The sequence below is a fragment of the Pseudomonas sp. GW822-FHT06D10 genome, assembly GCF_058799535.1.
In genome coordinates, this window is sequence record NZ_JBXALN010000001.1 from 1,005,034 (window position 1) to 1,020,380 (window position 15,347).

Below are 15,347 nucleotides of genomic sequence, written 5' to 3' on the forward strand. Positions count from 1 at the left end.
ACGGCTGGCTACAGGCATTCCTGGGCCGCGCGTTCGAAGCTCGACGGGGCGAAGCTGGAGGCCAGCAAGTGCCGCTCGTAGAGGAACACCTTGCCGCCATTGGGCGCCTTGTAGGCTTCCAGTACGTTGTCTGCCGCCACCTTGCTGGCAACGACAATGCGAAAACCGCGCTGGGTCTGGGAAACCGTCGGGCTCTGGGCGTTGCCTTGCAGCTTGGGCACCACGCACTCGGCATATTCGGCCGGGGTTTTCCGGGTCTGCATGACCAGGGTCGGGTCGTTGGGCGCGGTGGCGCAACCGGCCAGCAGCAAGATGGCCAGGGTCATGGCGGGAGCAAATAGAGGGCGCATCGGTAAGTCCTGAAAATGTACAGCCTGGTTCGGTGCGCAACGGTTCAGCGTCACGGGCGCTGCCGTTGCGGTCATGGTTTTGGGTCGGGGGCGATTGTCCATGGTTGGCGCCCAAAGCAGAACTTGCGTTGCTTGATTGTCACTATTACTTGAACCGATAGTTGCCCCCCGGGCAGACTGCCCGGCAGCCCGACTACAACTAAAAAAAGGATTTCCCCATGCGCACCTTTGACTTGATTCGCGACGCCGTTCTCCCGGAATTCCGTGAGCGGGTGGCGGACTACCTGGTGGAGTACGAACAGGTGCTGGGTGACAGCAGCGCCGACCCGCAAAGCCTGCGGATCGCCGCCTATCAATTGCGTGGCTACCTGCGTGGCCTGAACACCACCCGGGTCCTGGGCATGGCCGACTGGGAAGAGCTGGACCGGCGGGTGCTGGAGACATGGCTCAACCACTCGCAGTGACGTAAAGACACTCAAGGATGACATCGGTGAATACAGCCATTACCGAGTCGCTCCAGGCGTTATCGGTCCCCTGCCATTTCTACTTCAATTTGGAGCCTCGTCTTTATGAGTAGTGGATTTGTTTACATCATGATCAACCCGGCCATGCCTGGATTAGTCAAAATCGGATTAACCGAGAGAACGTCTGATGACCGGGCCAAAGATCTACGAAGTACGGGGTTGCCGACTGATTTCATTACCGTTTACGACGAGCTTGTGACTGACTGCAAAACTGTTGAAAAACGGATGCACGCGCGTTTTGACTCTTTTCGCTATCAACCGAATCGCGAGTTTTTTGAAATTCCAGTCAGGCAAGCGATACGTGGATTAATGGAGGAATCCGTCGGATATCTCGTGCCTCGGATCGGGACAAATTGTGGTGTGGAAATACTCCCTGACTTGAAGAAGAAGTACCCGGACTACCTGAAGCCGGACTTCCACTCGATTAAACTTACTCATAGCGACGGTGTTGTTTATCTGGAGTCGGTGCGTTATCGCTATTCAGGTTTGAAGGACGAAATCATTGAGCGAAAAGACCTGAGCTTCATCGACGGCTCGACAAGCGAAATGTTCTCGGCCTCGAGAAGTCCAATGGACAATGCTCGCCTCTTTGTGCATCAACTCGATGAGTACTCAATGATTCATTGCACAGACCTGTTCACTCATGAAGCCTGCATGGACATAGCGCAAAGGCATAAGTCTTAAATTGAACTGTCGCCTGACTGATCTTTCCGACCAACCGTAGCGAGTGCGACCGCTGCGCCCTTACACAAATCAAGAGATCCCCATGGCCAACCAAGACCTGAGCTTCACCCCCGACCCGGACGCCGATTCCATTTCCTCCGACGTGGTCGGTTTCAACGGCATCCTGGTCTCCACCCAGATCCCTACCCGCGCCGACGGCAGCCTGGAACTGGGGGACATCACCCTGCAGAGCGAATGCACGCTGCAGGCGCTGAAAGTGGCCCTGGAGCGCGCCGGCAGTTCCATGGACCGGGTCATGCACCTGACCATCTACCTCACCGACATGGCCGACCGTGCGGCATTCAATGCGGTCTACCAGCGTTTCTTCGCCAAGCCCTGGCCGGTACGTGCCGCGGTTGGCGTGGCCGCCCTGGCGGTGGAAGGCATGCGCGTGGAAGTCACGGCAATGGCCGCAAAGGCCTGAGGCAGCGCTTCAATCGGCGGCCACGCGCAAGGCGTGGCCGCCACCTGGCAGCACACGGGTGCCGGGCAAGCGTTTCGCCGCTACAATGCGCGCCTTGACCCTGATAAGCCTGACTAAAAAAACATGTCCTTGCCCAAACATCACCTGGAACTGCTCAGCCCTGCCCGCGATGTGAGCATCGCCCGCGAAGCCATCCTGCATGGCGCCGATGCGGTGTACATCGGCGGCCCGAGCTTCGGCGCCCGCCACAACGCCAGCAACGAGGTGGGCGAGATCGCCCAGTTGGTGGAGTTCGCCCGCCGCTATCACGCCCGGGTGTTCACCACCCTCAACACCATCCTCCACGACAACGAGTTGGAACCGGCGCGCAAGCTGATCCATCAGCTGTATGACGCGGGGGTCGATGCGCTGATCGTCCAGGACCTGGGGGTGATGGAGCTGGATATCCCGCCCATCGAACTGCACGCCAGCACCCAGACCGACATCCGCACCCTGGAGCGGGCGAAGTTCCTCGACCAGGCCGGTTTCTCCCAGCTGGTCCTGGCCCGCGAGCTGAACCTCAAGGAAATCAGTGCCATCGCCGCCGAAACCGATGCCGCCATCGAGTTCTTCATTCACGGCGCGTTGTGCGTGGCCTTCTCCGGCCAATGCAACATTTCCCACGCCCAGACCGGCCGCAGCGCCAACCGTGGCGACTGCTCCCAGGCCTGCCGCCTGCCCTACACCCTCAAGGACGAGCACGGCGGCGTGATCGCCTATGAAAAGCACCTGCTGTCGATGAAGGACAACAACCAGAGCGCCAACATCCGCGCCCTGGTGGAAGCCGGCGTGCGCTCGTTCAAGATCGAGGGGCGCTACAAGGACATGGCCTATGTGAAGAACATCACGGCCTACTACCGCCAGCGCCTGGACGCGGTTCTGGAAGATCGCCCCGACCTGGCCCGCGCCTCCAGCGGCCGTACCGCGCATTTCTTCGTGCCCGACCCGGACAAGACGTTCCACCGCGGCAGCACCGACTACTTTGTCAGCGAGCGCAAGATCGACATCGGCGCCTTCGACTCGCCGACTTTCACCGGGCTGCCGGTAGGCACCGTGGAAAAGGTCGGCAAGCGCGACCTGCAGGTGGTGACCTTCGAGCCGTTGTCCAATGGCGATGGCCTGAACCTGCTGGTCAAGCGTGAGGTGGTGGGTTTCCGCGCCAACATCGCCGAGGCCCGTGGCGAGTTCGAAGAAGATGGCGAGAAACGCTACCGCTATCGGGTCGAACCCAACGAGATGCCCGAAGCCCTGAGCCGTCTGCGGCCCAACCACCCGCTGAGCCGCAACCTCGACCACAACTGGCAGCAAGCCTTGACCCGCACTTCCGCCGAGCGGCGCATCGGCCTGTCCTGGCTGGCACGCCTGAGCGAAGCACGGCTGGAACTGACCGCCACCAGCGAGGAAGGCATCAGCGCCAGCGTCGCCCTGGATGGCCCGTTCGGTGTGGCCAACAAGCCGGAACAGGCCCTGGGGCAACTGCAGGATCTGCTGGGCCAGCTGGGCACCACCCATTACCACGCCACCAGCATCAAGCTGGACGCGCCCCAGGCTTACTTCATCCCCAACTCCCAGCTCAAGGCCCTGCGCCGGGAAGTCATCGAAGCCCTGGACGCCGCACGCATCGCTGCCCACCCACGGGGCTCGCGCAAGGCCGAAAGCAGCCCGCCGCCGGTCTACCCGGAATCGCATCTGTCATTCCTGGCCAACGTCTACAACCAGAAGGCCCGGGATTTCTACCACCGTCACGGGGTGCAACTGATCGACGCGGCCTTCGAGGCCCATGAAGAGCACGGCGACGTGCCGGTGATGATCACCAAGCACTGCCTGCGCTTCTCCTTCAACCTGTGCCCCAAACAGGCCAAGGGCGTGACTGGCGTGCGCACCAAGGTGGCACCGATGCAACTGGTACACGGCGATGAAGTGCTGACCCTGAAATTTGACTGCAAGCCGTGCGAAATGCATGTGGTGGGCAAGATCAAGGGTCATATCCTCGACCTGCCGCTACCGGGCAGCGCCGCCGAGGCCGTGGTCGGCCATATCAGCCCCGAAGACCTGCTCAAGACCATTCCCCGCGCTCCGCACTGAGTGACCGGCGAGCGTGGCACCCAGGTGCCGCGTTCGCGTGCGCGGCACACCGGCCAGCTGGCGCCCATAGGCCGGTAGGGTTGCGTCCCGCAGCGCAGGCAGCGGGCCTGCGCCCTCAGGAGCCCGGATTGGTCACCTGGATATACACCGCCCAAATCCCCAGCAGCAGCCAGAACGCCGCGAACAACCAGGGCGAACGCATGGAAAACAGCAACGACTTGCGATAGCCCTTGTGGCTCGACTCGCTTTCGCAGAACAGCGGCGATTCGTCATAGGCCAGGCCCATTACCGGTTCGCTGTGCAGCAGGTGGCTCTGCTTGAAATGCCAGTGATCGATGATCTCATAGGCGGCCCTGATGCCAGGCCAGGCATTGAGAGAGCTGAGGATCCCCAGCAACGCCAGGAAAGGCGGCACGGACAGGGTAAACAGCTTGCCCCACTCCGGATTGAGATTGGCCATGCACGAAGCGAAGGCGATTACCAGGAATGCCTGGGCCGTCAGGTAGGCATCGGTGCGGTTGGCCAGGATGCTGGTTTCGTATTGGATCTCCCGGCGATAGAAGTCCAGCCGTTCCTTGGGCGAGCCGAACATCTTGGCGTTGTGCTCGGTGAGCTCGGCTTCGTCCACATGGGATGTAAGAATTCTTGGCATGTCGTGATCAACCCTTCAGCGGGTTTGCCCCCCGTTTTCAGCTTCTGCCGCGCTCGACCGGCGCGTCCCGGTTCAGGGCCTTGGGGCCGACCATCAGCCAGAGCAACAGCCCCAGCAGCGGCACGAAGATGATCACCACGATCCACAGCCCCTTGTTTTCCGCCCGCGCACCGCTGCGCAGCAGGCTTCTGATGGCCCAGATCTCGGCCAGCAGCACGATCACGGCCAGTACGATCAACAGGTATTGCACTTGCATAAGATTCCTCCCGGTCTGTACTGCCTTAGTGCGGTGCAGGCGACGAGGGTTCACAAAGATTGCCGTGGGCGTTCATGGCGCAGGAAAGATCAGCATCCTGTGACATCCGGATTGAATTTAACCGCTGTGGCAGCGGTCTATAACGCGCCTCTTCATCGGCAAACAGGTATAGTTGCCGGCTTTATCGGCCTGGCTAACGCCGAAGTTTCGGGCCCCCTGGCCCCGTCAAGACATAGTGGATGTCGTGTGTTCGCAAGATTGCTTTTCATCGCATTGCTCCTGACCCTGTCAGCCTGCAGCTCCAGCCCTTCCAACTCCGGCCCCCTCAAGGCCGGCGAGTACCGGGTCAAGCGCGGCGACACGCTGTATTCCATTGCCAGCCGCAACGGCACCAACTGGAAGGAGGTGGCGCGGCTCAACGGCCTCAAGGCGCCTTATACCGTGGAGGTCGGCCAGGTGCTGCGGGTAGGCGGCGCGGCCAGGACCACCCGGGTGGTCAGCAGCAAGTCGCGAACCACCGCCAGCAAAGGCCGAACAGCGCCCCCGGCTCCTGCACCCATGCCCAAGGTCACCCTCAAGGGCTGGAGCTGGCCGTTGCGCGGAGTGCTGATCGGGCGCTTCTCCCCCACCGGCAAGCTCAACCAGGGCATCCGCATCGCCACTACCCAGGGCCAGCCGATCCACGCCACCCTGGGCGGCAAGGTGGCGTTCGCCGGCTACATGCGCGGTTACGGCAACCTGATGATTCTCCAGCACGGCCCCTCCTACACCAGTACCTACGCCTACAACAGCCGGCTGCTGGTCAAGGAAGGGCAGATGGTGATCAAGGGCCAGAAGATCGCCGAAGCCGGTTCCCAGGACACCGACCGCGCCCAGCTTTACTTCGAGATCCGCGCCAACGGCGTGCCGGTGGATCCGCTGCGCTTGCTGCCGCCGGGCTGAGCGAGCGGCTCACCGCGCTGCACGTCTGCCCTCCTGCCTGGCCCCTGCGCCGCCCCCCCATTGGACGCAGCAAGATGAACTCTGGGGTTTCAAGCATGGTAGTGATCGGCTCAATCGCTATCATTTGCTTCAGGATTTGAGCGACGCCGGTACTGCCGGCGCCACTCGATTCACAAAGCCCGAGAGCCCCTGCAACCCCCTTGAGTGACTGCCTGCGCGACAACGTGCCTGTCACTGCGCTGTAGGGCGCCGGTGCTCTCTTCGCCCCTTCCAACAACCTCAACTGCCATGCCCCCACAGTCATTGGCCTGGATAAGTCATGTCCGCGAATCCGCACGCCTGCAATAAAGCTCCATCGCGGCTGCTCCTGCTGTTTCTGGCGCTGTCATTGATGGTGTCCCTGATCAACAGCAGCGTGCCAACGCCGCTCTACCCCTTCTACAAGCAGCAACTGCAATTGAGCTCGGTGCAGTTGACGCTGATCTTCGGCGTCTATGGCGTCGGCGTACTGCTGTCGCTGCTGACCCTGGGCGGGCTTGCCGGCCGCCTGCAAGATCTGCGCAAGTTGCTGGTGCCCGCGGCAGCCCTGGTGTTCTGCGGTGCCTGGCTGTTTTCCCAGGGCGAGGCGCCCTGGCAACTGGGTGCCGGGCGCCTGATTGCCGGTATCGGCTCGGGAGCCATGACCGCCGGGGTCAACGTCGCCCTGGTGCGCTTCGGCCCCGCCGACCACGGCAAGCTGGCGGCGCTGCTGGCCACCCTGGCGATGGTCATGGGCCTGGCCCTGGGCCCGTTGCTCAGCGGTGCCGCCCTGCAACTGGACCGCTACCCCATGGCACTGCCCTTCTGGCTGATCATGGGCCTGACCCTCGTCGCCACCTGCGGCGTACTGGGCGGCTGGCCCACATCGGTACAGGTCGCCAACGCCACACCGGATGCTATGCAGGCCAAGGCCCCGGGATTGCTGCAAAGCCTCAAGGGCATTGGCATGCCCTTCCATCTTTGCGCCTGGTCGGTGTTCTTCAGTTGGTCGTTTGCCGCCTGCGTGTTCGTCATCGGCCCCGGGGCCGCCGAGCAGCTACTGGGCCTGGGTGATCGCGGGGTATTCGGCTACAGCATTTCGGCTTACCTGCTGATCGCCGGGGCCAGCCAGTTGTTCTGCCAGCGCCTGGACGCCCGGCGTGCCCTTCTGAGCGGCCTGCTGAGCCAATGCCTGGCCTTCGCGGTGTTGCTACTGGCCTTTTTCCAGGCGTCGCTGCTGCTGGCGGTGCCGGCCCTGATCATCGGCGGCTATGCCTATGGCGCGATATTCGTCGGCAGCGCGCGGCTGATCAATCAGCTGGCCAAGGGCAAGGGCCACGGCAAGCTCATCGCCTACTTCTACATGACGGTCTACCTGTTCAACGCCGTCCCCGTGCCCCTGGGGCTGCTGGTGGACGCAACGGGCATGGCCCCGGCCGTGCACGGTGCCCTGATGCTGTTTCTGCTTCTGGGGACCGGTCTGTTGCTGATGGCGTACCGAATCAGGTTTTCCCCAGCAAGGCTTTAACACCGACGCACGAGCCCATCGTCCGTCGCCCCCTGTCATTCACTTACCAGTAGTCAGGATCATGAATAGAAAACTCAAATTCTCCGCTGGCGCTGCCGTAGCGCTGGCAATGCTCGCGGTCGCCTGCAAGGTGCTGTATGCCCCCGCTCCCTCAGGTTCGGACGCCGGCAATAGCTCGCGCCCGGCCACCAAAGTGGCCGTTGCCCAGGTAATGCTCGGCAATGTGCCCAACGTACTGAGCGGTATCGGCGAGCTGGAAGCCACCCGGCAAGTCATGGTCAGCGCCGAGACCAGCGGCCTGATCAGCGCCATCGCCTTCGCCCCCGGAGACCGGGTGCGCGCCGGCCAGGTGCTGGTGCAATTGAACGCCGAGCCGCAACTGGGCGAACTGGCGCGGCTCCAGGCCCAGGCCAGCAATGCCCAGGCACAATTGCAGCGTACCCGCACGCTGCTGCCGCAACAGGCCGCCACCCAGGAGCAGTTGGACCAGGCTCACTGGGCCTATCAGCAGGTGCTGGGGGACATCCGCCGGGTCAAGGCCCTGATCGAGCAAAAGCGCATAAAGGCGCCGTTCGACGGCGTACTCGGCGTGCGCAAGGTCAACCTCGGCCAATACCTGCAAGCCGGTGAACCTGTGGTGTCCCTGACCGACGCACGCACCCTGTACGCCAACATCACCCTGCCCGAGCGCTCCCTGGCCGCACTGGCCACAGGGCAGGACATGGCCGTGGCGGTGGACGCCTATCCCCAGCGCTCGTTCAAGGGCCGGGTCGGCACCCTGGAGCCGCGCATCGATCCTGGCACCCGGACCGTACTGGTGCAGGCCGTAGTGGCCAACCCCGACCACCTGCTGACCCCGGGCATGTATGTCCATGGCCAGGTGGCACTGCCGCCGGGCCCGCCGCGCATGAGTGTCCCGGAAACAGCCGTCAGCTACAGCGCCTACGGCGACTTTGTCTACGTGGTGCAAGGCACTGATGACAGCGCCCTCAGTGTGCGCCAGGCGTACGTCAAGACCGGCGAGCGCCTGGATGGCCGCGTCGTCCTGCAAGAAGGCGTCCAGCCGGGAGACCGGGTAGTGACCTCGGGCCAGTTGCGCCTGCAGAACGGCGCCCCCGTGCAGATAGCCAACCAGGACAGCCTGGCCCTCGATGCCCCGGCTACCGCCGCCCGGGCCCAGTGAAACACCAAGGATCCCATCATGACCTTCACTGATTTATTCGTCCGGCGCCCGGTACTGGCGCTGGTGGTCAGCACCCTGATTCTGCTGATGGGGTGGCTGGCCATCGACAAGCTGCCGATCCGCCAGTACCCGCTGACCGAAAGCTCGACCCTGACCATCACCACCCAGTATCCCGGCGCCTCGCCGCAATTGATGCAGGGCTTTGTCACCCAGGCCATTGCCCAGTCGGTGGCCACGGTGGAGGACGTCGACTACATGACCTCCACCTCGACCCAAGGCCGCAGCGTGATCGCAGTGCGCATGAAGCTCAATGCCGACTCGAACAAGGCCATGACCCAGGTGATGGCCAAGGTCAACGAGGTCAAGTACCGGCTGCCCGCCGAGGCCTACGACCCGGTGATCGTGAAGTCCTCCGGGGAAGCCACGGCCGTGGCCTATGTCGGCTTTTCCAGCCCGACCCTGTCCACCGCGGCGCTGTCCGACTACGTGACCCGGGTGGTGCAGCCACAGCTGTCGTCCATCGAGGGTGTGGGCAGCATCGACTTAAACGGCGGGCAGAAAATGGCCATGCGCATCTGGCTCGACGCCAGCCGCCTGGCCGCCCACGGTGTGTCCGCCGGCGAGGTGGCCCGGGCCCTGCGCGACAACAACGTGCAGGCCGCGCCGGGCCAGGCCAAGGGGCTGTATGTGGTGTCCGACATCCAGGTCGATACCGACCTGGTGAACGTCGCCGAGTTTCGCCAGTTGGTGGTCAAGAGCACCCCTGCCGGCCTGGTGCGCCTGGAAGACGTTGCCACGGTGGAACTGGGCGCGGCCGCGACGGATACCAGTGCCCTCATGGATGGGGTCAATGCGGTGTACTTCGGTTTGAATGCTGCCCCCAATGCCAACCCTTTGGTGATAGTCGACAAGCTCGACGAGCTGCTGCCGGGGATCCGCGCCAATCTGCCACCGGACGTGAAGGTAGCGGTGCCCTTCGAGCTGGCCCGCTTCATCAGCGCCTCCATCGATGAAGTCTCCGGTACCCTGATCGAAGCGATAGTGATCGTGGTGCTGGTCATCTTCCTCAGCCTGGGTTCGGTGCGGGCGGTGCTCATCCCGGTCATCACCATCCCGCTGTCGATGCTCGGCGCCGCGGCCTTCATGGCGCTATTTGGCTTCAGTATCAACTTGCTGACCCTGCTGGCCATGGTTCTGGCCATCGGCCTGGTGGTCGATGACGCGATCATCGTGGTGGAGAACGTCCACCGGCATATCGAAGAAGGCAAGTCCCCGGCCCTCGCCGCCCTGATCGGCGCCCGGGAGGTCGCCGCGCCGGTGATCGCCATGACCCTGACCCTGGCCGCGGTCTATGCGCCCATCGGCCTGATGGGCGGCCTTACCGGGTCGCTGTTCAAGGAGTTCGCCTTCACCCTCGCCGGTTCCGTGGTGGTCTCCGGGATCATCGCCTTGACGCTGTCCCCGGTCATGAGCTCGTTCCTGCTCGATAGCCAGATGAACGAAGGCTGGATGGCGCGCCAGGCCGAACGCGCCTTCGCACGCCTGGGGGCGGCCTATGGCCGGGTGCTGAGCATGTCCCTGGAACATCGCCGGGTGATCTGCGTCATTGCCCTGCTGGTCCTGGTCAGCGTGCCGTTGCTGTACAACCAGGCCCGGCGCGAACTGGCACCGGTGGAAGACCAGTCCACGGTGCTGACGGCCATCAAGTCGCCGCAGAACGCCAACATCGACTATGTAGAGAAATTCGGCGAGAAGTGGAACCAGGTGATGGTGACCCTACCCGAGCAGAGCAACCTGTGGCTGATCAACGGCATCAACGGTGTCTCCAACAGTATTGGCGGGGTCAACTTCGTCGACTGGGAGCAACGCCAGCGCAACGCCGACCAGATCCAGGTGGACATGCAGAATCGCGCCAATGACATCGAGGGCAGCAATGTCTTCGCCTTCCAGTTGCCCTCGCTGCCCGGCTCCACCGGCGGCCTGCCGGTGCAGATGGTAATCAAGAGTGCCGGCGACTACCGGCTGGTCTACGAGGCCATGCAGGAGCTGAAGGACGCCGCGCGCAAAAGCGGCCTGTTCATGGTGGTGGACAGCGACCTGGACTACAACAACTCGGTGATCAGGATCCGCATCGACCGGGCCAAGGCCAACAGCCTCGGGGTCACCATGAAGGACATCGGCGACACCCTGGCGGTGCTGGTGGGCGAAAACTACGTCAACCGCTTCGGCATGCAGGGCCGCTCCTACGATGTAATCCCCCAGAGCCTGCGCAATGAGCGCCTGTCTCCCGAGGCCCTGGCGCGTTTCTACGTCACCAGCGCCAGCGGCGGCCAGGTTCCGCTGGGCAATCTGGTAACCCTGTCCACCGGGGTGGAACCCAACCAGTTGACTCAGTTCGACCAGCTCAACTCGGCGGTCTTCCAGGCGATTCCCGCACCGGGAGTGGCCATGGGCGATGCCGTGGGCTTCCTCGAACAGCAGGCACGCAACCTGCCGCCGGGCTTCACCTATGACTGGCTCTCGGACGCTCGCCAGTATCAGCAGGAAGGGGGGGCGCTGATCATGGCCTTCGTGTTCGCGATCATCGTCATCTACCTGGTATTGGCAGCCCAATACGAAAGCCTGCGGGACCCGCTGATCATCCTGATCAGTGTTCCGCTGTCGATCTTCGGCGCCCTGATTCCCCTGGCGCTGGGGCTGTCCACCATCAACATCTACACCCAGATCGGGCTGGTCACCTTGGTGGGCCTGATCAGCAAGCATGGGATCCTCATGGTGGAGTTCGCCAATGAGCTGCAGGTCAAGGAAGGCCTGGACCGCCATGAGGCGATAGTGAAGTCGGCGAAGATGCGCCTGCGGCCGATCCTGATGACCACCGCGGCCATGGTCGCCGGGCTGGTCCCCCTGCTGTTCGCCAGCGGTGCTGGTGCCCACAGCCGCCATGACCTGGGGCTGGTGATTGTGGTGGGCATGCTGGTGGGCACGCTGTTCACCCTGCTGGTGCTGCCCACCATGTACTCGATCATTGCCGTGGACCATCGCAGCGCGGCTAACACTCCCCGGGCGCGCGAACTGGCATCCCTGGATGCCGCAGCCCCCGCCATGGCCCCTCGGGTCTAAGGAGCAACTCATGCGTCACTTTGCAATCAACCCGCGGCAGCCCCTGTACTGGCTGCTGCTGTCACTGGGGCTGGGTGGCTGCACCCTGGGCCCCGATTATCAGCCACAGGTTGCGACGCCGCTGCACCTGTCCCAGCAACCGGACCCGGCGCTGTACTCCAGCGAGCAATTGCAGCGCGACTGGTGGCGGCAATTCCAGGACCCGCAACTGGACCAGTTGATGGACCAGGCCCTGAGTCGCAATCGGGACATTCACCAGGCCCAGGCCCGGTTGCTGGAAGCGCGCGCCGAGCTGGACCAGCGCCAGCTCGACCGCTTGCCGACCGTGACCGCCGGCGGTGGTTATTCCCGCAGCCTGGCCCAGGACAATCCAGGGCCCGCCGGCGAACGCAACCTGGCCAAGAGCTACCGGGCGGGGTTTGACGCCCAATGGGAGATAGACCTGTTCGGCCGCTTGCAGCGCCTGTCCCAAGCTGCGGCCGCCCGTGATCAAGCCGCCGTGGCCGATCTGGCCCAGGCGCGGATAGTGGTAGCGGCCGAAGTAGCGCGCAATTACTTCGAGATGCGCGGTGCGCAACGCCAGCTGGAGGTGGCCCGGGCAGCCCTGGATAACCAGACGCACATGGTGCAGGTGGTGGCCGCCATGGTCGCAGCCGGGCGTGGCGCCGAAGACGAGTTGGCCAGTGCACGGGCCGAGCGGGCACGCCAGCAGGCCTCCCTGGCGCCCCTGTACACCCGCAGCCAACTGGCCCGCTATCGCCTGGCGGTGCTGGTGGCCGCCCAGCCCGGCGAGCTGAAAGCCCTGGATCGTCAGGCTGCCCTGGTACCGCTTGCGACCCGCCTGCCGATCGGCAACCTCGCCGATCTGCTGCGTCAGCGCCCGGACATCGCCAGTGCCGAGCGCGACTTTGCCGCCTCCAGCGCCGACATCGGTGCGGTGACCGCCGAGTTGTATCCCCGGGTGGACCTGGGGGGCTTCCTCGGCTTCGTGGCCATCCGCGGCGCGGACCTGGGCGCCGGCAGCAGCCGGGCCTTCAGCTTCACCCCCGGCATCAGCTGGCCGGCCCTGCACCTGGCTAGTGTCAAGGCCCGGCAACGCCAGGCCGAGGCGCGCAGCCAAGGTGCCCAGGCTCGTTACGAGCAGGTGGTGCTGCTGGCGGTGGCGGAAGCCGAGAGCGCCCTGACCACCTACAGCCAGTCCCAGCAACGCCTGGGGGATCTGCTGGAAGCCGCCCGGCAAAGTAGCCGCGCCGCCACCCTGGCCCAGGTGCGCTACACAGCAGGTGCGGCGCCCTATCTGCTGGCGCTGCAGGCCCAGGCCAGCCGGCTGCAGGCCGAGGATGCCCTGGCCCAGGCGGATACCGCGTCCTATGTGAATGTGGTGGCGCTGTACAAGGCGCTGGGGGGCGGCTGGCGAGCGCCAGAGGCAACCAGCGCCGCCGCTGTTGCCACTCGGGACTAGCTACCGCTCTTGACCTTGCTCCAGACCCGGGTACGCACCCGCTCCAGTTTCAACGGCAGCGGTTCCAGGGGGAACAGAGTGTCGAGCACCGCAGCGCTCGGGTAGACGCTGGGGTTGTCACGGATCTGCTGCTCCACCAGCGCCTTGGCCGCCAGGTTGCCATTGGGGTACTTCAGGTAGCGGGTGGTCGCGGCGATCACCTGGGGGCGCAGCATGTAGTCGATGAACTGCAAGCCCTGCTGCGGGTTGGGTGCGTCGTTGAGCAACACCAGGCTCTCCACCCAGATCGGGGCACCCTCGCGGGGAATCCGGTACTCGATCTGGCGGCCGTTGCCGGCGGCCTCCGATGCGCTCTTGGCGTCAAGCACACCGCCGGCCCAGCCCACTACCACGCAGATATTGCCATTGGCCAGGTCGGTGATGAACTTCGAGGAATCGAAGTAGCGCACATAGGGGCGCAGCTTCAGCAGCAGGGCCTCGGCCTTGCGGTAGTCCTCGGGGTTCTGGCTGTTGTAGGGCAACCCCAGGTAATGCAGGGCAATGGGGACGATCTCGCCTGGGGCATCGAGCATGGCCACACCGCACTGGCTGAGCCGGGCGAGGTTCTGCTCCTTGAAGATCAGGTCCCAGGAATCCACCGGGGCGTCCGGCCCGAGGATCGCCCGGACCTTGTCTGCGTCGTAGCCAATGCCCGTGGTGCCCCACAGGTAGGGTACGGCATAGCGATTGCCCGGGTCGTTGCCCTGCACCTTGGCCAGGATCTGCGGGTCCAGGTTGGACCAGTTGGGCAACTGGCTGCGGTCCAGTTCCTTGAGCACCCCTGCCTTGATCAGGTTCGGCAGCAGGTCGCCGGTGGCCACTACCACGTCGTAGCCGCTGCGGCCGGCCATGAGCTTGCTCTGCATCACGTCACCGTTGTCGAACACGTCATAGGTCACGGCGACGGAGGTCTGTGCCTGGAAGTCCTTGGTGGTCTCGGGGGCAATGAAGTCGTACCAGTTGTAGATGTGCACCTTGGGTTCGGCGCTGGCGGTAAAGGCCAGGCAGAAATTCAAGGCCAGGGCCAGGGGAACGCAGTGAAGGGTTTTCATCGTCAAGCTCCATAGCGTCGGCCCCTGCTCCATGGGGAAGGTGGCCGCGCCTGCTGTTTTTGGGATTGTTGTGGCAGGAATCAGAGCAATGGGCAGGAATCAGGGAATCAGCAGCTCGCGGCGCCCGTCCGGGTGCTCCACCTGTTCACCGGGTAGGGGCAGACGGCGGTCGCTGAGGTAGTGGTAGTCGCGGCGCGAGGCCTTGAGCTGGTGCAGGTCGAGGCTCACGCGCTGCTGGCACGCCTCGCGCCCGGCTTCCCACAGCACCTGCCCGAACGGGTCGATGGCAGCGCTGCCCCCGGCGAAGACCAGGCCGTCATCGCCCTCGCCCACCCGGTTGACCATGACCGCGAACAGCTGATTTTCCTGGGCTCGAGCCATGATCGCGGTGCGGTGCACCGGGCCGTAGGGGTCCATGTTGCCGTTGGTGACGATGATCAGTTCGGCCCCCAGTTGTGCCAGGGCCCGGGCCGTTTCCGGCAACTCGATGTCGTAGCAGATCAGGATGCCGACCCGCAGCCCCTTCCACAGCACCGTGGTGAACCGGTCGCCGGGGCAGAACGCACCGCGCTCCGAGGGCCATAGGTGGGTCTTGCGGTAATGCAAGGCGATGCCCTCGGGGGTCAGCAGCAGTGAGCTGTTGTAGTAATGCTCCCCGGCCCGCTCGGCCAGGCCGATGACCACCGCGACCTGACGCTCACGGACCTGCTGCAGCACCGCCTGGACACTCGGCCCGTCCAGGGTTTCAGCGCACTCGGCCAACTGCACGGCGCTGAGGAAGCCGGTCAGGCAAGTTTCGGGGAACACCAGCAGATCGGTGTCGCCAGCGCAGGTTGCAATGGCTTCGAGCACCCGGTCCAGGTTATAAGCGGTGTCGCCGTCACGGCCGGCCAGTTGTACCAGTTCAATGTTCATTTCTAATCCTTGCACTCGTTGGCGACGCCCGGGGC

14 protein-coding genes are annotated in these 15,347 nt (G+C 64.0%); 9 read left to right on the top strand and 5 right to left on the bottom strand.

Annotated features, from left to right (window positions below; translation table 11 throughout):
- Positions 1 to 8 precede the first annotated feature (8 nt).
- Positions 9 to 350: a hypothetical protein gene (locus AC1RL5_RS04365; RefSeq protein ID WP_492588881.1), complete on the bottom strand. Its 342-nt coding sequence runs from the start codon at positions 348 to 350 to the stop codon at positions 9 to 11.
- Positions 351 to 568: 218 nt separating this feature from the next.
- Here AC1RL5_RS04365 and AC1RL5_RS04370 point away from each other — a divergent pair, with 218 nt between their 5' ends.
- The 4 genes from AC1RL5_RS04370 to AC1RL5_RS04385 all read left to right on the top strand — a co-directional run bounded on the left by AC1RL5_RS04370 (position 569) and on the right by AC1RL5_RS04385 (position 4,145).
- Complete coding sequence (locus tag AC1RL5_RS04370; RefSeq protein WP_015635585.1) at positions 569 to 814, top strand: hypothetical protein; 246 nt, start codon at positions 569 to 571, stop codon at positions 812 to 814.
- 105 nt (positions 815 to 919) lie between these two features.
- Entirely contained in the window at positions 920 to 1,558 is a 639-nt protein-coding gene (locus tag AC1RL5_RS04375; RefSeq protein WP_072450361.1) for a GIY-YIG nuclease family protein, read from the top strand.
- Positions 1,559 to 1,640: 82 nt separating this feature from the next.
- The gene (locus tag AC1RL5_RS04380; RefSeq protein ID WP_015635583.1) at positions 1,641 to 2,021 is read left to right on the top strand and encodes a RidA family protein; all 381 of its coding nucleotides are present in this window, start codon (positions 1,641 to 1,643) and stop codon (positions 2,019 to 2,021) included.
- Between the two features lie 123 nt (positions 2,022 to 2,144).
- Complete coding sequence (locus AC1RL5_RS04385) at positions 2,145 to 4,145, top strand: peptidase U32 family protein (protein WP_011061249.1); 2,001 nt, start codon at positions 2,145 to 2,147, stop codon at positions 4,143 to 4,145.
- 115 nt (positions 4,146 to 4,260) lie between these two features.
- Here AC1RL5_RS04385 and AC1RL5_RS04390 read toward each other — a convergent pair whose 3' ends face one another.
- A complete protein-coding gene (locus AC1RL5_RS04390) occupies positions 4,261 to 4,797 on the bottom strand; it encodes a hypothetical protein (protein WP_011061248.1) in 537 nt (178 codons plus the stop codon).
- Positions 4,798 to 4,834: 37 nt separating this feature from the next.
- Complete coding sequence (locus AC1RL5_RS04395) at positions 4,835 to 5,053, bottom strand: PLDc N-terminal domain-containing protein (protein ID WP_072450362.1); 219 nt, start codon at positions 5,051 to 5,053, stop codon at positions 4,835 to 4,837.
- A gap of 246 nt (positions 5,054 to 5,299) precedes the next feature.
- On the opposite strand from AC1RL5_RS04395, the gene AC1RL5_RS04400 reads away from it, so the two are divergent.
- The 5 genes from AC1RL5_RS04400 to AC1RL5_RS04420 all read left to right on the top strand — a co-directional run bounded on the left by AC1RL5_RS04400 (position 5,300) and on the right by AC1RL5_RS04420 (position 13,306).
- On the top strand, positions 5,300 to 5,995 hold the full coding sequence (locus tag AC1RL5_RS04400) for a peptidoglycan DD-metalloendopeptidase family protein (RefSeq protein ID WP_026020258.1): 696 nt from the start codon (positions 5,300 to 5,302) through the stop codon (positions 5,993 to 5,995).
- 319 nt (positions 5,996 to 6,314) lie between these two features.
- The gene (locus AC1RL5_RS04405; RefSeq protein ID WP_093403168.1) at positions 6,315 to 7,541 is read left to right on the top strand and encodes an MFS transporter; all 1,227 of its coding nucleotides are present in this window, start codon (positions 6,315 to 6,317) and stop codon (positions 7,539 to 7,541) included.
- A gap of 61 nt (positions 7,542 to 7,602) precedes the next feature.
- Complete coding sequence (locus AC1RL5_RS04410; RefSeq protein WP_072450365.1) at positions 7,603 to 8,724, top strand: efflux RND transporter periplasmic adaptor subunit; 1,122 nt, start codon at positions 7,603 to 7,605, stop codon at positions 8,722 to 8,724.
- Between the two features lie 18 nt (positions 8,725 to 8,742).
- The gene (locus tag AC1RL5_RS04415; protein WP_072450366.1) at positions 8,743 to 11,844 is read left to right on the top strand and encodes a MexW/MexI family multidrug efflux RND transporter permease subunit; all 3,102 of its coding nucleotides are present in this window, start codon (positions 8,743 to 8,745) and stop codon (positions 11,842 to 11,844) included.
- Between the two features lie 10 nt (positions 11,845 to 11,854).
- On the top strand, positions 11,855 to 13,306 hold the full coding sequence (locus AC1RL5_RS04420) for an efflux transporter outer membrane subunit (RefSeq protein WP_072450368.1): 1,452 nt from the start codon (positions 11,855 to 11,857) through the stop codon (positions 13,304 to 13,306).
- Here the strand turns inward: AC1RL5_RS04420 and AC1RL5_RS04425 are convergent.
- Both AC1RL5_RS04425 and AC1RL5_RS04430 read right to left on the bottom strand, forming a co-directional pair.
- A complete protein-coding gene (locus AC1RL5_RS04425) occupies positions 13,303 to 14,397 on the bottom strand; it encodes a polyamine ABC transporter substrate-binding protein (protein ID WP_065364036.1) in 1,095 nt (364 codons plus the stop codon). The two genes, AC1RL5_RS04420 and AC1RL5_RS04425, sit on opposite strands and share 4 nt — an antisense overlap.
- A gap of 99 nt (positions 14,398 to 14,496) precedes the next feature.
- The gene (locus AC1RL5_RS04430) at positions 14,497 to 15,312 is read right to left on the bottom strand and encodes a carbon-nitrogen hydrolase family protein (protein WP_065364035.1); all 816 of its coding nucleotides are present in this window, start codon (positions 15,310 to 15,312) and stop codon (positions 14,497 to 14,499) included.
- Between the last annotated feature and the right edge of the window lie 35 nt (positions 15,313 to 15,347).

Excerpts from the sequence above, each read along its gene's own strand:
- AC1RL5_RS04390 (WP_011061248.1), bottom strand. The coding sequence starts at position 4,797 with ATGCCAAGAATTCTTACATCCCATGTGGACGAAGCCGAGCTCACCGAG.
- AC1RL5_RS04430 (WP_065364035.1), bottom strand. The coding sequence starts at position 15,312 with ATGAACATTGAACTGGTACAACTGGCCGGCCGTGACGGCGACACCGCT.
- AC1RL5_RS04425 (WP_065364036.1), bottom strand. The coding sequence starts at position 14,397 with ATGAAAACCCTTCACTGCGTTCCCCTGGCCCTGGCCTTGAATTTCTGC.
- AC1RL5_RS04420 (WP_072450368.1), top strand. The coding sequence starts at position 11,855 with ATGCGTCACTTTGCAATCAACCCGCGGCAGCCCCTGTACTGGCTGCTG.
- AC1RL5_RS04375 (WP_072450361.1), top strand. The coding sequence starts at position 920 with ATGAGTAGTGGATTTGTTTACATCATGATCAACCCGGCCATGCCTGGA.
- AC1RL5_RS04415 (WP_072450366.1), top strand. The coding sequence starts at position 8,743 with ATGACCTTCACTGATTTATTCGTCCGGCGCCCGGTACTGGCGCTGGTG.
- AC1RL5_RS04395 (WP_072450362.1), bottom strand. The coding sequence starts at position 5,053 with ATGCAAGTGCAATACCTGTTGATCGTACTGGCCGTGATCGTGCTGCTG.
- AC1RL5_RS04380 (WP_015635583.1), top strand. The coding sequence starts at position 1,641 with ATGGCCAACCAAGACCTGAGCTTCACCCCCGACCCGGACGCCGATTCC.
- AC1RL5_RS04370 (WP_015635585.1), top strand. The coding sequence starts at position 569 with ATGCGCACCTTTGACTTGATTCGCGACGCCGTTCTCCCGGAATTCCGT.
- AC1RL5_RS04405 (WP_093403168.1), top strand. The coding sequence starts at position 6,315 with ATGTCCGCGAATCCGCACGCCTGCAATAAAGCTCCATCGCGGCTGCTC.
- AC1RL5_RS04365 (WP_492588881.1), bottom strand. The coding sequence starts at position 350 with ATGCGCCCTCTATTTGCTCCCGCCATGACCCTGGCCATCTTGCTGCTG.
- AC1RL5_RS04410 (WP_072450365.1), top strand. The coding sequence starts at position 7,603 with ATGAATAGAAAACTCAAATTCTCCGCTGGCGCTGCCGTAGCGCTGGCA.
- AC1RL5_RS04385 (WP_011061249.1), top strand. The coding sequence starts at position 2,145 with ATGTCCTTGCCCAAACATCACCTGGAACTGCTCAGCCCTGCCCGCGAT.